Consider the following 15,152-nt stretch of genomic DNA (forward strand, 5'->3'; position numbering starts at 1 on the left):
AATAACTACTATAATGGACAGCACACACATTTATATTGGAGGTTTTACTATGCGGATTTTTGTTATTGGCGCCCATGGTAACGTTGGCCAGCTCCTAATTAGCCAACTCGTTGCTGCCGGTCACACCGTTACAGCCGGCATTCGTGTCGAACAACAGGCGGATGAACTTGCACAACTAGGGGCCATGCCTGTCTTATTCGATTTAACCAAACAACCTAAGGCTTTAGCACCACTATTTGCCGATCATGATGCGATTGTCTTTACAGCTGGTTCTGGCGGTAAAACAGGCGATGATCAAACACTGTTGGTTGATCTCGATGGCGCCGTTAAGAGTATGGCAGCAGCTAAGATTGCTGAAGTTAGTCGCTACGTCATGGTCAGTGCACTTTTTGTTGAGGATCGAACTAAATGGCCTGAAAGTATTAAACCGTACTACGCTGCAAAATACTATGCCGATCACTGGCTTGAATTCTCTGGTTTAGATTGGACCATCTTGCGTCCTGGGACACTTACAAACGACGAAGCTACCGGCCTAGTGACAATGCAACCATCTGGTGGACAAGTTGCACGTGCTGATGTCGCTGCGATGATTTGCACCGTCTTAGAACATCCGACCGAAACAATCCACAAGAAATTCTCGTTTGTTAACGGCGACTTGCCTTTAATAGACGCCATCAAAAAAGCAGACTAAATTAGTCTGCTTTTTTCGTAGTCTTTTTTTTCGTAGTCTTTTTTTTGGTGGTTGTTTTCTTAGTCGTTGTTTTTTGGGTAGCTGTCTTTTTAGCTGTTGTCTTCTTGGCAGGCGCTTTTTTCTTAGTCGTTGCCATTTTCTTAGGTGCGGCTTTCTTCTTAGCGGGCGCCTTCTTTTCGACTGGTTCTTCTTTAGGCGCCTGTGAACCGATTACGACGGCTTCCAAGTCCTTTGTTAGCAAGTCGGCAATCTTCGTCCAATTAGCAGCTGCCGATTCTTCAAACGAAGCTACCGTCCCAATTAAGTCAATCCGCATGTTCGAGCGATTAATGAGTGGCGATGTCACATATAAATAAAGATTCACCTCTGCTTGGTCGTCGAGTTCAAAAAATTGATTTACTTTTTTAATGTATTGTAATGGTAGATTCACAATCCCCGTTTCCAATGTCACCTTAACGGGTTCGCCAGCATATTCTGTCAGCACCGAAAAAGAGGCCAAAGCTTGTTTTTCAATGGCTTTATCAATAGCGGGTTTTAACTGTGCCAAAATACCGTCCGCCACAAAAGGATCTGGCGTGGGGAGCTCGTATTCATCCGTTAAATATGTTTGATCTTGAATTTGATTGATAAATGCTTGTACTTCTATCTTCATCTCGTCAGTCCTTTTTTAAATCTCTACATATCATAGCTTATTTAGGGCTAAAATACAAAAAACATCCCACCTAGGTGAGATGTTTGCTTAATTGCAATCATTAAAAGACACGGCGTGCAAAACTTGGTGCATAGTATTGCATTGAACCGATCTTAACGTTTTCGCCAGGGTGTGGGGCATGAATATATTGTCCGCCACCAATGTATAGCGCAACGTGGTATGAGCTACCTTGTGAACCCCAGAATAATAAATCGCCAGGTTGCAAGTTGCTTAATGAAACAGCATAACCGGCACTTTCTTGAGGGACTGTCCAACCACCGATACTCTTACCAGCAGCATTTCTGAAGACATAGTCCATTAATCCAGAACAGTCAAAACTACTTGGACCATGGGCATCCCAAACGTAAGGTTTACCAATTTGAGCCATCGCTAAATTAATAACAGCTTGCGCATTACCAGTCGTTGCTGCAGGTGCCGTTGGGGCTGGTGTTGGTGTCGTTACAACTGGTGCCTTTTGAGTTGGGGCTGGTGTTGTTTCAACTGGTGCAGTTTCTTGGACAGGAGCTGATGATTCTTGAGTAGCTGGTTGTTGTGTTTGAGTTATACTTTCTGCTTGAGCAGGCGCACTACTTTCTGCTACAGCTGGTGTACTTTCTAGTGTGGCAGGCGTTTCAACTGGTGTTGATTCACTTTCTGCGACAGGTGCTGGTGTTGTAGGCGTCCTTTCTGTTTGCGCGGGTGTTGGCGCAGCTGGTGTTTCAACAGGAGTTGTTGTTGCAGGTTGTGCTGGTGCTACCGGTTGTGCAACGAGCGCTGGTGTGGCTTCAATCTTACCATCACCTGTAAAGCGAGCTGGTACCCAGCCGCCATTTTCAAGTTGATACCATTCTTCGCCAGAAACAGTTTCTGTTTTCACAACGTTGACGGTTTGACCATAACCTAAGTATTGGCCTGTTGGGGCTGTATAAGTTGCTGTTGACCAAACAGTTGTTGCGCCACCGGCATAGGCAATCCGAGCTGTCTTTTGAGCAGCAGGTGCTTCTGTTGCTGGTGTTGTTTCAGCTGGTGTAGCGTCACTGGTTGTTAAGTAACGTTCAGGTACCCATTCACCGTTTCCAATTCGGTACCATGTTTCAGCGCCAATCTTTTGTGATGCTAAAAGATTTACTGATTGGCCCTTAAAGATGTATCGTTTAGCAGTTTGACCAGTTGTTGGACTTGTCCAAACAGTTGTTGCACCATCTGCGTAGTTGACGGTTGCTGTCGTTGCTGCTTGTACTTGCCCTGCACTCAATAAACCGATCCCAGCTGCCCCTAAAATTCCCGAACTCAATGCAATCAAACTCTTTGTGTTGTTCATTAAACTGTCTCCTGTCGATAAATTTTTTATTTGTGTTTTCTTAATCATCGTAATTAATTCATAACTAACTTTGCAAAAATTTAATTTCTAAATGCAATTTTAGCACAGACCCGAGTAAACATTCAAGTAAACACTATGAACAACTGTTTAAGCATGCAACAAAAAAAGCGCCACTACACGGTTTGTGCGGTGTCACTTTTTTTTAATTAATGGGCAACATTGCCGGCCACATTCAGTGCATCCCACGTTCTTGCAAACGGTGGTGCATAAACAAGGTCGAGTAACCCGAGTTGTTCAGTTGTCATCTTCGCTTGGATCGCAGTTGCGAGTACATCAACGCGCAACACTGCGTCTTTTTGACCAACCACCTGGCCACCAATTAAGATATGCTCTGCTTTGGTGTAAATCAATTTAATCGTTAAATCTGATTGGCCTGGATAATAATTCGTTTGGTTCTTGTCGTGGATTAAAACAGTACTGAAATCAATACCAGCCTCTGCCGCTTCTTTTTCAGTCAAACCTGTTCGGCCCGCTTCTAGCGTGATTAATTTCACACCGGCTGAATTCAACATCCCTGGTAATTGAGCGGCTTGCCCGCCTAAATTCGTGCCGACAATTCGGCCTAATTTATTGGCACCAGTGGCAAGTGCTGAATACATCGGTTGGTTCGTCACGCTGTTAATGACCGTTGCATTATCGCCAGCGGCATAGACATTTTCAATCGATGTCCGCCCTGCTTGATCGACAATAATCGCACCATTTGGCAACTTCTTCAATCGATCATCCGTGATGAATTGCGTATTAGGCCGAATCCCAGCTGCTACAATCACTAAGTCTGTCGCATACTGCCCCTTATCAGTCACAATGCCAGTCACCTGAACAGTTCCTTCTAAGGCTTGAACAGCTTCTGATAAGTGTAATTCAATGCCGTTATCACGTAAGTCATCCGCGAACATGTCCGTTAGTTCTGGATCAAAAGCCAGCGGTAAAATTCGGTCTTCTAGTTGAATGACCCGGACTTGCTTCCCTAATTGATGGAACTCTTCGGCAATTTCTAACCCGATAAAGCCCGCACCAATCACCGTTACAGATTGAACCTTTGGGTCTTGTCCTAATTCACGTAAGGCTTGTCCATCTGCCATCGTCCGTAGATGATAGACGTTTTTGAGATCAACATTTTTAATCGGTGGCATCACAGCTGTGGCTCCCGTTGCTAACATTAATTGATCATAAGATTCTGTGCGATCTTGATTGGTTTTCAAATCCCGAACCACGATTGTTTGCGCATCAAAGTCAACTGATAGTACTTCGTGTTCAAGCGCAATATCAATACCTTGTTGAGCAAATTTTTCAGATGTCCGGGCAATCATTTGGTTGGGATCTTCAAAGTGCTCGCCAACAAAATAAGGTAAGCCACAAGCCCCAAAGGACACATAGTCCCGTTTTTCGTATAACGTAATGTCTAAATCTGGATTCGTTCTTTTTGCTTTCGCAGCTGCACTTGTTCCGGCAGCCGTGGCACCGATAATAATCGTTCGCATCACTAAACCCTCCATTTTTTGAAATTAAGCCATTTCGTCTGAATCTTCCGTCAAACTCATATCATTAAACTTGTTCTTATCCAATTTACCTAATAAGTGAGCCGTTAAGACCCCAGCAGTCATTGAGCCATCAACGTTCAAGGCTGTCCGACCCATATCGATTAATGGTTCAACTGAGATTAATAGTCCGGCTAACCCGACTGGTAAGTTCATTGAAGAAAGCACGATTAAAGCGGCAAATGTTGCGCCACCACCGACACCAGCAACCCCAAAGGAACTGATTGCAACAATCAAGATTAATTTAACCAAGAAACCGATGCTCCAAGGATTAATCCCAACAGTTGGTGCAATCATCACAGCTAACATTGCTGGATAAACACCCGCACAGCCGTTTTGACCGATTGAAGCCCCAAATGAAGCCGATAAATTAGCAATCCCATCTTCAACCCCTAAACGTTTCGTTTGGGTTTCAATGTTCATTGGAATTGAACCCGCACTCGTCCGTGACGTGAACGCAAAGATTAACGTTGGAATCACTTTTTTAATGTAGTTGATTGGATTTAACCCCGTGAACGTAATTAATAGGAAGTGAATCAAGAACATGATGATTAATGCCACGTAAGAGGCAATCACGAACTCGCCTAGACTGAGAATTCCTTTAACATTAGTTTGTGCTACGGTCGTTGTCATTAAGGCTAACACCCCATAAGGTGTCATCCGTAAAATTAAGGTTACCATGCGCATGATAACCGCGTACAAGGCGTTAACGATTTTATTAAACATTTCTGCTTGTTCCGGCTTTTTACGCCGTAATTGTAATGCTGCCACCCCTAAGAAAGCTGAGAAAATCACAACAGCTAATGTTGATGTAGGTCGTGAACCCGTCATATCCATGAATGGATTTTCAGGAATGAAGCTAACGATTTTTTCAGGAACAGTTTGTTCCTGTACATCGCCTAGCTTCGTTTGTAATTCTTTCGAGCGGGCCTTTTCGACTTGGCCTGATTGAATATCACTCGCATTTAAGCCGAAAACATCCGCTGTCACTGAACCAACTGTGGCTGCGATTAAGGTTGTAAAGATTAAGATTCCAATGACCATGCCGGCCATCTTCCCTAAGCCCTTAGATGATTCCAAGTTCGTAATGGCTTGAATAATCGAAACCATGACTAACGGCATAACGATCATCTTTAAGAACGAGACATAACCGTTGCCGACAATGCCGATCCAATCAGCTGTTTGTTTGACAACCGTTGAATCTGCTTTGAAGATAATCTGTAAGAGTGCACCGAATAAAATCCCGACCCCCAATGCCGTGAAAACGCGGCGACTAAACTTAACGTGAATCCGGGCCATCTTGTTTAAAACAAGTAACATGATGAGCATGATCACGATGTTGATGACGACATATGTAATTGTCATTTCTTTACCCCATTCCATTTTTAATACTTACTTATTGTAAACGATAGTGATTATTTTTGCATTAGATAGGCCCTAATTCTCATAATTTATTTCATAATGGTAATTGCCTAGTGTTAATTCACGATAAAATAACAGTTTTATTTCAGAAAAATGGGTTATTAATAATGCATGGGCTTCTTTCAACAAAAAAGCGCAGACAAAATCAATTTGCCTGCGCCACTATTCATGATTATGCTAGGTCATCCCCATTGGTGGCGATTACCTTTTGGAACCAATAGAAAGAGTCTTTCTTAGAACGAGCCAACGTCCCCGTTACGTCGTCATTTTTATCAACATAGATAAACCCATACCGCTTCGACATTTGTCCGGTGCCTGCTGAAACTAAATCAATACAGCCCCATGAAGTATAGCCCATCAAATCAACACCGTCATCTTCCACGGCTTTTTTCATCTGAACAATGTGGTCGCGTAAATAATCAATCCGATAAGGATCGTGAATTTGGCCGTCTGCTTCAACGTGATCAACAGCACCAAACCCATTTTCCACGATAAATTCTGGTAAGTGATAGTGATCATTGAACCAATTCATTACATAACGTAGGCCAACTGGATCAACTTGCCAGCCCCATTCCGATGCCTTGACATATGGATTAGGTACTAAATCGTATTCTTCATCATAATGAAGCGTTGTTTCACCTTTGTCCTTGGTTGCAAATGACATGTAGTAACTGAAGCCGATGTAATCAACTGTCCCTGCAGCCAATTCTTTCAAATCATCTGCGGTAATGTCCAAATCGTAGTGTTGGTTCTTTTGATATTGTAAGAGCCATTCTGGATAGCGCCCATGACAGTGTACGTCAGCAAAGTTCAAGAAAAAGTCGATGACTTTGCGATTACGCCAACCACCGTATTCCGTGACCAAGTGATATGGCATTTCAAAATGCGAGAGCGTTACAACTGGTTGAATATGATATTTGAGACATTCGTCAAATAGGTCATCATAGAATTTAAGGCCGGCTTCGTTGGGTTGTGCTTCATCCCCATTCGGAAGAATCCGCGTCCATGCAATGGATGTTCTAAAGCTCTTGAACCCCATTTCGGCAAATAACTTAATATCTTCTGGATAACGATGATAGAAATCAATGCCTTCGTGGTTCGGATAATTGTGCCCCGGTTGTACACCATCTGTAATCCCCCGTTGATGATTAACATCCCCGGCAGTCATCACATCGGCAACACTAATCCCTTTGCCATCCGCTTGCCAAGCGCCTTCCAATTGATGAGCAGCCACTGCGCCGCCCCATAAAAAATCTTTTCTAAGTTGTCCCATGTTGACCTTTCCCCCTATTTAGTTGTTGCACCTTGTTCTGAAGCATAGTTCAAGTGATCTTGTTTCCGAATAAATGGTAAGTACGTAAAGAACGTCATTAATAACATTAAGGATTGCCACAATGCAGTCTTCCAACCACCCACTAATAACCCAGAAATGATTGGTGGTGTCGTCCATGGTACCAACGTTCCGGGGAACATTGGGATTAAACCGACCCGAATCGCAGTCCACGTTAAGATTGCTGATAGCATTGGTGTCACGAAGAATGGCACCATCATAATCGGGTTCATCACGATTGGTGTAGCAAATAAAATCGGTTCATTAATATTAAAGACCGCTGGTGCTAATGATAATTTCCCTAAATCTTTGAATTGTGCTGATTTGGCAAAGAATGCCATGTAAACAACAATCCCAATTGTCATCCCAGCACCGGTAACTGTCATAAATTGATCAAGTAATTGTTGCGTCACAATGTAACCGTTAGCTAACGTTAATGCTTTGCCTGAACCCAAGATTTTTTGGTTAGCCAGTGAGTTGGCTTGCAATAAAGGCCCCATAATCCCACCAACAATTGTTGAACCATGCACCCCGAAGAACCACAAGAATGGTACTAAGAAAGAAATGGCTAACATGCCACCAAATGAATCGGTAATTCCTTGAAGTGGTGCTTGAATGGTATTGTAAATTGATTCTGTTAAGGTTGAGTTTGCAACCTTGTCGAAGAAGATATAAACCAAGAGTGAGCCACTAATTAAAACAACAGCTGGAATCAAAGCGGTAAAGGAACCTGCAACGTTCGCAGGCACTTGTTCTGGTAATTTAATCCGAATATCATGTTTTAAGAAAGCTGAGTAAATCCAACCGACTAGTAAACCGACAATAATGGTAGTAATCATCCCTTGTCCACCAAGCCAAGTCCGATCAATAAACCCGGTTTGTTGACTCATCATTTTAACAGAGACAACAATCTTACCGGATGCCGAAACAATGGCAGTGCTTGGGCGCGTCACTAATAAGAAACAAACAATAGCAAGTAATGAGGCTGGAAACGGATCAAAACCTTCATCCTGAACCCAAGAATAAGCAATCCCCGCAACGGCGATTAACGCCATAATTGCAAACGATGCGTTATAGGCAACGTTCCAATATGGGGTCAAACCAGTTGAAACCATCCAATCGGCCCAACTCTTAACAGGCAAGTTGGCTAAAACTAAGAAAATCGATCCAACGATTGTAAATGGCATCACGTATAGCATCCCATTTTTCAACGCTGTAATCGGCCGCGTCGCAACAAACTTCATAATAGGTGGCATTAATTTAGTATTAATCCAAGTATTCATGTGTTTAACTTCCCTTCGCTATTTAATCACGGCGATTGATCAACATCACCGCCTCAGAATGCGCTTTCATAATTGCAGTATGGCACTTTGCCATCTGGGCGACTAGTCCTTTAACGGTGATAAACACATGCCCCACTGATTGGTATTTGTTTCTTAAAAAAAACATGTTTCAAACAACACTTACTGAACGCAAGCAACCCGATGTGCTAGCAACTCTAGAATATAAACCACCGGTATCTGCGTCGTATTATTCAAGGAACCATTCTTTTCTTCAGGCATATAATACGGAATCACAACGTCCGCTAACCGCGCTAAAGTCGAATGCGTACTGTTGGTAATTGCCAATACTTTGCCTTTTCCTGCTTGATATTGCTCAACTTGTGCCAGCATTTCAGTTGTTTCCCCCGACACCGAGAGCCCCACTAATAAGGTATCCGCCACGACTGTTTCTCGCATCCCCACCGGTGTAAATGGATCATTGATGCTCAGCGAGAAAATACCAGCGTTGGCAAGATAACGCGAACCATACTGAGCCAGTGCACCACTAGTGCCGATCCCAAAGAAAAAGACAGCTTGTGCCTCTAAAATTAATGCCGTTGTTTGTGATAAAAGCTGTCTGAACGTTTCATTATTCGTTTTATCCAAAAACTCGGTAATTGGCAACATGACATCATATTCAGGCATCGATGTCTTTTTTTGCGCCAACCGCTCTTGCTTTAGCATATACTTGAATTCCGAAAACCCCTCGACCCTAGCTTCTCACAAAACCGCGAGATTGTTGACGTCGATACATGCGCTTGGGTCGCCAACTGACGAATCGTCATTTTTTCGACCTGTGCGCGATGATTTAAAACATACTTTAAAACTGATAGCTCCAATGTATTCAACTGCTGGATTTTTTCAAGTTCAAACATTTACTAACCACCCCTTGCTACCATTCTATCAATCTTTACAGATTATAGCGCCTTTTAAGGGATTAAAAAAAGGATTCGCTGCTCGCCAATCCTTTTTTGGATGATCACTACATCTTTCGAACCACTTCATCCTTAATCGTTATGCCTTCTTTTTCCAACCGTGCAATAGTGTCTGCAAACTGAGGTAAGTAAGCCTTATGCGCAATCAGTAGTTCATGCATGACGCGCGTTGCGGTTTCACCGGATGGCACCAATGGATTGCTAATAAAGGCTTGTAAAGCTGTGCCATAATCACCCGTTATCGCAGCTTCAATGGTTAACAATTCCATTGATTTCATCATCTGTAACCAACCACGTTCTGCTGTTGGCAATGGTCCAAACGCAACATTTCGCGCACCAGCCCCACCAACATAGGCCGTCACTTCAACCGCACAATCCGCTGGCAAATCAGGGACTGCCCCGTTATTTCGCGTTGAAACCACAATTTCTGTATTCTTATTCGCATAGATCGACGCAATCGTTTCACAGGCTGCATCTGAATAATAAGCCCCCCCGCGTTGTTCAAGTTGTTTAGGTTTGTAATCTAAATCAGGGTCTTTATACAACTCGAACAATTCGTGTTCAATGACTTTCACCTGCTGCGCATGCGTACCTTCAGTCGCATATTCCGTTAAACCATGCTTTAACATTTCTTCAGCACGATAGTAATAACGATGATAGCCACACGGGATCATGTTCATTTGCTGTAACTGTTCCCGATAGAAAGGAACATCAAAAATATTTTTCGGTAACCCGCTATTTTCTTCATATAATTTATCAATCAATTGCGGCGTTAAATCTTGACCTTTTTTATCAGCTACTTTATGCCAGTGAAAGTGATTAACCCCTGCAAATTTATAGATTAAATCCGTCTGTGGCACACCTAACGTTTCAGCCTCTCCCATCTTAGCGACGACCGGCACATTACACAAACCAATCACCTTTTCCCATTGACCGTAGCTTAAAACTGCCTCGGTAACCATGCCACTTGGGTTAGTAAAATTAATTAACCATGCGTCAGGACAGAGGCGCTTCATATCTGCAACAATTTCTAAAATAACGGGAATGGTTCGAAATGCTTTAAACATCCCACTAGCGCCATTTTTCCGACAATCGCCTGCTTCAACATCTACTAACCAGATTTCACCAATTGGTAATTCCGCATAGCGCTTAATAAACCCTTCCATCAATTCTGGCGTGTAACTACTATCGCCACCAATCGTTGCAATTTTTACTTTCCGTGTCATCTGAATGCCTCCTTTGATTTGTTTACAAATTAAGCATACCTAACGCAAACCGCAAGCCCCACCTTTATGCCCTCGTTTAAAAGTGAGTTCGCATAAACTGCCGATATTAATGGCCTAAACGCGAATTTAATTTACAAATCACTAGGGTATCGATTGACTTATTTTACAAATATCGCTAATCTTTTGAAAAAGGAGGCGGTTACATGTTAATTAAAGAAAAACTAGAGACATTCGCGTTTTCCCCCGCTGAAACCGTGGTTGTGGATTACTTGTTAACGGCTCCAGAAGCACTCGATCAGCTTTCCATCCAAGAAATTGCTGCTCAAACCTATACGCAACCGTCCAGTCTGGTCCGCATTGCCAAAAAACTCCATTTTGACGGTTGGAAATCTTTTAAGAAACACTATCTAGAAGAGTGGCGCTACCTCAATAAACATTTTACGCGTATCGATCCCAATCTGCCCTTTTCGAGTACGGATAGTTTGATGACCATTTGTAAGAAAATGGCGGTCTTGGACAAAATGACGATTGATGATATCTTCTTTTTACTCGACCACAACCATCTGAGTCAAGCTAAATCATTGCTCCTCAAGGCAAATCATATTCAAATCTTCTCCCAAAACTCAAACTTACTCATCGCGCAAGATTTTGCCCTCAAAATGAATCGTATTCAAAAAAACGTTACGCTATCTGCGGTTCGTGGCGAGGAAAACTACGATGCCTATAATCTTAGTCCGGATGCTTGCGCGATTTTAATTTCCTATTCTGGCGAGAATCCCAACTTACTAGCACTTAACACTATTTTACGCACCCGCAATATCCCGACGATTGCGATTACCAGTATCGGTGAAAATCGACTTTCGCAAGAATGCACTTGCTTTTACCGATTACAACCCGTGAAAAACTCTACTCGAAAATTGGCAACTTTACCATTAATACCTCCATCATCTTCCTATTAAATGTTTTTATACGCGCTCGTTTTTTCGGAACACTACGATGCACATCTAAAACATCTAAAACGGATTGGTGAATTAGTCGACCATCGCACCATCAGTAACGCTGTCATGCAAGAAAATGAACGCACAAAAAAAGCTCCTTCCTGACCGAAGGGGCTTTTTTCACAGTATTCCGAAGAATAAACACCTTGTGCTCCACAACACAGCGGGCGAAAACACCCTTGCAATACGGCAAGTGGTTAAATGAATAACCGTGGTATCCTGTATCTTTGGGTCTCCTAGCTGCCTTCGCAGAATAGTTGCCTACCGAGACTTACTCGACTCATCGCATGAACTTATTATAGCATACTTTTTAGTGACGCGATACCCATTTCGGCGTAATCGCTCGTTTTCGTGTTATATCGGCTAAAATTTGCGCTAACATAAAGCCAACGGCAATCGCACCAGCAATCATGATCACTGCAACACCTTGTGTCGAAGCTTCATTTAAGTTGCCTAGCACGAGGTTTCGAATCGCACGATACGCAGTTCCGCCGGGCACTAAGGGCACTAACCCTGGAATATTAAAGATAATCACCGGCATCCGCTTATAACGGGCCATAATATTGCCACAAATCCCAACAGCTAACGCACCCAACAAATTAGCAAGCATCCGCCCGCTACCAAAGTTAAAGAGCATCCAATAGACCTGCCACCCTGCCATACCGGCAAAGCCACACCATAATAATGCGCGTCTTGGTAAATTAATACAAATTCCAAACGCAACCGTTGAAATATAACTAAATAACGCTTGAATAATAAACTGAACCCAATATGGCATCTGATGAACCTCTCTTTACATAAAGAATCTAAATACGAGCGCAATCCCCGTTCCAATTGCAAAGGCACTCAGGATGGCCTCCATCCCACGTACCATACCAGATAATAAATGCCCTGCTAGTAAATCTCGAATCGAGTTGGTAATCGCTACACCAGGTACCAATGGCATTACAGCCCCAATGATAATATTATCGATATCGACTCCTAAGTGCCGCCTAGTTAATAGATAGGCGACTATCCCAATCACTGTCGCACTTAAAAATTCACCGATAAAGCGAATCGTTGTGACCCGATTGACCGCCGCAAAGGCGGCATAGCCTAAAGCACCGGCTACCGCTGACGGTATGATATCTAACCAATCATATTCACCAGAAAAAATAATCATCAAAAACGCTGAAATAACTGCTGCAGCTGTAATTTGTAACCACAACGGAAAATGAGCTGTATCCTGATCAATTTGTTTTAACCGTAACATTAACTGATCCAACGTAATTTCCTTAGTCGCAAATTGCCGTGAAGCAGTATTCACATTTTCAACTTTTTCAAGGTTAATCGTCCGCACCGCAACAGCGCCTAGTTGCACATAAGGTTGATTCTCAATTCCGATAAATAAACCGGTCGGTGTCGTAAACACAACACTCTTTTGAATGCCTGCATTATAAGCAATCCGGTTCATTGTATCTTCAACCCGGTACATTTCAGAACCACTTTCAATCATAATCCGTCCCGCAATTAGGCAGGTTTCTAATATTTTATTTTTTTGGGCAATTTTCATGGCAAAACCTCATTCGACAACTTTTTCATTGTCTCCATCATAACTTGTTTAAACTGAAATAGAAACCATTTACATATTAAAAATTGCTCATATATCGCCACAAACCCGACTTCTTATGTTAGTGTAACTAAGAAGCAACATGAATAGTAATTAATTAAATTCGTTCGGCGCTAGCTACGTTTTCAACGGGCTATTTTTTTACACTTTTTTATTTAGGAGGGTTTATTAACATGGTTTTAACAAAAAAAAGAACACTATGGTTATCTGTTTTACTTGGTTCACTGAGTGCTTATGGACCCCTACTAGTGGATATGTATCTACCAGCATTTCCGATTATGGAAGCTGATTTTCATTCATCTGCTTCCATGATTCAACTGAGTCTAACCATGTGTTTGGCTGGACTTGCGATTGGCCCCATCTTCATGGGTGCCTGGAGCGATCGTGTTGGCCGTAAAAAGCCACTCGTAATCGGAACCGCCCTTGCTTTTACAGCGTGTCTATTATCGTTAGTCACCCACAATATTTGGCTATTCTTCCTTTTACGGTTTATTCAAGGGTTAGCGAGCTCTGCAGGACAGGTCGTTACTCGAGCAGTCGCTAAAGATTTATTTGACGGTAAACAATTGACAAAATTCATTGCCTTACTCATGGCAATCAACGGTATCTTCCCCATCATTTCACCATTAATAGGAAGTGCTTTGCTCCGTTTCACCTCTTGGGAAGGCATTTTCGGCTTTTTAGGGATTGTTGGCCTTCTTCTATTGTTAGGCATCATTTTGGGATTCAAAGAAACACACACAGTATCCACAAGCGCGCAATCGGCACAACAATCGCGCCTTGGTATTCAAGCCATTTTTAAAGATCGCCCATTCATCCTATTTGTTTTAATTCAAGGCCTCGTTTATGGGGCAATGTTCTGTTATATTTCAGGTTCCAGTTTCATGCTTCAAAATGTCTTTAGTCTTTCTAAATCAACTTTCAGTCTAATCTACGGAATCAATGGGATTGGGATTATCTTAATGGCTGAAATGTCCACCATTTTAATCCATTGGTTTGATGAATTACAACAATTAAAAATCGGCTTAATTGGTGGTTTAATCGGTGCCATCTGCGTCTTAATTAGTGGCTTTGGCTCTAATCGTCTCTGGTTAGCTTTAATTGGTTTATTCCTAGTGGTCGCAACACTTGGTCTAATTAATGCCGTTGTCACCTCACTGGCCTTACAACGCCAAGGACAACATGCAGGGATTGCTTCTTCAGTGCTTGGACTTGGCATGTATGTTTTCGGCATTTTTCTTTCCCCATTAGTTGGCGTGATGGGCAGTTATACCTATCTTCCATTAGCTGTTTTGATTTTACTTTGTGAGATTGGCGCATTAATCCTTTATCAACGTGTTATCCACATGGTTCGTCAATAATCATCTCCCCCTTAGACAATAGCTAAGGGGGTTATTTTATTTCTACTTATCAAAAAAGACCCGCAACTCTCCAATGAAAGTTGCGGGCTACTATTAATGCGCTGATTACATTTCAGCGATTTTCTTATCTAAGTATCTTTTTAACTTCTCTTTTGGAAAAGCGCCAGTTACCTTTTCTGTCGCCTGACCATTTTTGAAGATTAATAGGGTTGGAACGGATTGAATCGCATATTGTTCAGCTAACGCTGCTTGATCCTCTACATCAACGGTTCCTAAGCCAAACTGATCAGCTAATTGTTCATGTAGTTCAGTAATCATCGGTGTCATAATCCGACAAGGTGCACACCAATCCGCCCAAAAGTCTAAAATCACTAACGGTTGTGTTTGAACAAAGCTTGCGATGTTCTGTTCTGTTACGGTTTGAATCATGCAGATTTCTCCCAACTTATTATTTAATTACTACAAAAAAGGTTGAACCTTTCGGCTCAACCTTTTTATATTTGCGCGGCAACGTCCTATCCTCGCAGGTAGTTTCCCACCAACTACTATCGGCGCTAAGAAGCTTAACTTCTGTGTTCGACATGGGAACAGGTGTATCCTTCTTGCTATCGCCACCACACTATTTTGTGCTTGCGCACTGAGAAGAAC

General features: G+C 42.4%; 18 protein-coding genes and 1 rRNA gene. 5 read left to right on the forward strand and 14 right to left on the reverse strand.

The window, feature by feature from the left end:
- Nucleotides 1–49: 49 nt before the first annotated feature.
- Complete coding sequence (locus ACF1X7_RS02565; RefSeq protein ID WP_054644195.1) at nt 50–691, forward strand: SDR family oxidoreductase; 642 nt, start codon at nt 50–52, stop codon at nt 689–691.
- 1 nt (nt 692) lies between these two features.
- On the opposite strand, the gene ACF1X7_RS02570 is transcribed toward ACF1X7_RS02565, so the two are convergent.
- Nucleotides 693–1,175, reverse strand: a complete 483-nt coding sequence (locus ACF1X7_RS02570) for a hypothetical protein (protein ID WP_158022161.1) — start codon at nt 1,173–1,175, stop codon at nt 693–695.
- Between the two features lie 28 nt (nt 1,176–1,203).
- Between ACF1X7_RS02570 and ACF1X7_RS02575 the strand changes: the two genes are divergently transcribed.
- Nucleotides 1,204–1,302 (forward strand): hypothetical protein, encoded by a 99-nt coding sequence (locus tag ACF1X7_RS02575; RefSeq protein ID WP_157696672.1) that lies wholly within the window; start codon nt 1,204–1,206, stop codon nt 1,300–1,302.
- 141 nt (nt 1,303–1,443) lie between these two features.
- Here the strand turns inward: ACF1X7_RS02575 and ACF1X7_RS02580 are convergent, their stop codons facing one another.
- The 8 genes from ACF1X7_RS02580 to ACF1X7_RS02615 all read right to left on the reverse strand — a co-directional run bounded on the left by ACF1X7_RS02580 (nt 1,444) and on the right by ACF1X7_RS02615 (nt 9,250).
- Nucleotides 1,444–2,703 (reverse strand): NlpC/P60 family protein, encoded by a 1,260-nt coding sequence (locus tag ACF1X7_RS02580; RefSeq protein WP_411162403.1) that lies wholly within the window; start codon nt 2,701–2,703, stop codon nt 1,444–1,446.
- 206 nt (nt 2,704–2,909) lie between these two features.
- Entirely contained in the window at nt 2,910–4,244 is a 1,335-nt protein-coding gene (locus ACF1X7_RS02585) for a CoA-disulfide reductase (protein WP_411162404.1), read from the reverse strand.
- Nucleotides 4,245–4,268: 24 nt separating this feature from the next.
- Complete coding sequence (locus ACF1X7_RS02590) at nt 4,269–5,666, reverse strand: L-cystine transporter (protein WP_064777494.1); 1,398 nt, start codon at nt 5,664–5,666, stop codon at nt 4,269–4,271.
- A 229-nt stretch (nt 5,667–5,895) separates the two neighbouring features.
- Nucleotides 5,896–6,996, reverse strand: coding sequence for a family 1 glycosylhydrolase (locus ACF1X7_RS02595; protein WP_411162405.1), 1,101 nt, complete (start codon nt 6,994–6,996; stop codon nt 5,896–5,898).
- Nucleotides 6,997–7,010: 14 nt separating this feature from the next.
- Complete coding sequence (locus ACF1X7_RS02600; protein ID WP_411162406.1) at nt 7,011–8,336, reverse strand: PTS sugar transporter subunit IIC; 1,326 nt, start codon at nt 8,334–8,336, stop codon at nt 7,011–7,013.
- A gap of 22 nt (nt 8,337–8,358) precedes the next feature.
- A complete protein-coding gene (locus tag ACF1X7_RS02605) occupies nt 8,359–8,502 on the reverse strand; it encodes a hypothetical protein (RefSeq protein WP_158022162.1) in 144 nt (47 codons plus the stop codon).
- A 14-nt stretch (nt 8,503–8,516) separates the two neighbouring features.
- Nucleotides 8,517–9,020, reverse strand: a complete 504-nt coding sequence (locus ACF1X7_RS02610; RefSeq protein WP_235601683.1) for an SIS domain-containing protein — start codon at nt 9,018–9,020, stop codon at nt 8,517–8,519.
- A 32-nt stretch (nt 9,021–9,052) separates the two neighbouring features.
- The gene (locus ACF1X7_RS02615) at nt 9,053–9,250 is read right to left on the reverse strand and encodes a MurR/RpiR family transcriptional regulator (protein ID WP_039098192.1); all 198 of its coding nucleotides are present in this window, start codon (nt 9,248–9,250) and stop codon (nt 9,053–9,055) included.
- Between ACF1X7_RS02615 and ACF1X7_RS02620 the strand changes: the two genes are divergently transcribed.
- On the forward strand, nt 9,172–9,354 hold the full coding sequence (locus ACF1X7_RS02620; protein ID WP_411162410.1) for a hypothetical protein: 183 nt from the start codon (nt 9,172–9,174) through the stop codon (nt 9,352–9,354). The genes ACF1X7_RS02615 and ACF1X7_RS02620 overlap by 79 nt on opposite strands.
- A 3-nt stretch (nt 9,355–9,357) precedes the next feature.
- On the opposite strand, the gene ACF1X7_RS02625 is transcribed toward ACF1X7_RS02620, so the two are convergent.
- A complete protein-coding gene (locus ACF1X7_RS02625) occupies nt 9,358–10,536 on the reverse strand; it encodes a 6-phospho-beta-glucosidase (protein ID WP_411162407.1) in 1,179 nt (392 codons plus the stop codon).
- Nucleotides 10,537–10,739: 203 nt separating this feature from the next.
- Here ACF1X7_RS02625 and ACF1X7_RS02630 point away from each other — a divergent pair, with 203 nt between their 5' ends.
- Nucleotides 10,740–11,495, forward strand: coding sequence for a MurR/RpiR family transcriptional regulator (locus ACF1X7_RS02630; protein ID WP_411162408.1), 756 nt, complete (start codon nt 10,740–10,742; stop codon nt 11,493–11,495).
- Between the two features lie 349 nt (nt 11,496–11,844).
- Here the strand turns inward: ACF1X7_RS02630 and ACF1X7_RS02635 are convergent, their stop codons facing one another.
- Together ACF1X7_RS02635 and ACF1X7_RS02640 are read right to left on the reverse strand one after the other, a co-directional pair.
- Nucleotides 11,845–12,312, reverse strand: coding sequence for a threonine/serine exporter family protein (locus ACF1X7_RS02635; RefSeq protein WP_004270599.1), 468 nt, complete (start codon nt 12,310–12,312; stop codon nt 11,845–11,847).
- A 15-nt stretch (nt 12,313–12,327) separates the two neighbouring features.
- Nucleotides 12,328–13,086 carry a threonine/serine exporter family protein gene (locus ACF1X7_RS02640; protein ID WP_069467875.1) on the reverse strand — a complete coding sequence of 253 codons (759 nt, stop codon included), beginning with the start codon at nt 13,084–13,086 and terminating at the stop codon, nt 12,328–12,330.
- Nucleotides 13,087–13,316: 230 nt separating this feature from the next.
- On the opposite strand from ACF1X7_RS02640, the gene ACF1X7_RS02645 reads away from it, so the two are divergent.
- Nucleotides 13,317–14,504, forward strand: a complete 1,188-nt coding sequence (locus ACF1X7_RS02645) for a multidrug effflux MFS transporter (RefSeq protein WP_069467874.1) — start codon at nt 13,317–13,319, stop codon at nt 14,502–14,504.
- A 105-nt stretch (nt 14,505–14,609) separates the two neighbouring features.
- On the opposite strand, the gene trxA is transcribed toward ACF1X7_RS02645, so the two are convergent.
- Both trxA and rrf read right to left on the reverse strand, forming a co-directional pair.
- A complete protein-coding gene (gene trxA, locus ACF1X7_RS02650; RefSeq protein WP_004270591.1) occupies nt 14,610–14,933 on the reverse strand; it encodes a thioredoxin in 324 nt (107 codons plus the stop codon).
- A 73-nt stretch (nt 14,934–15,006) separates the two neighbouring features.
- Nucleotides 15,007–15,123: ribosomal RNA gene (rrf, locus tag ACF1X7_RS02655) — 5S ribosomal RNA — on the reverse strand.
- Nucleotides 15,124–15,152 lie beyond the last annotated feature (29 nt).

This window comes from Latilactobacillus sp. VITA-14 (genome assembly GCF_046580785.1).
In the GTDB taxonomy this organism is placed as follows: domain Bacteria; phylum Bacillota; class Bacilli; order Lactobacillales; family Lactobacillaceae; genus Latilactobacillus; species Latilactobacillus curvatus.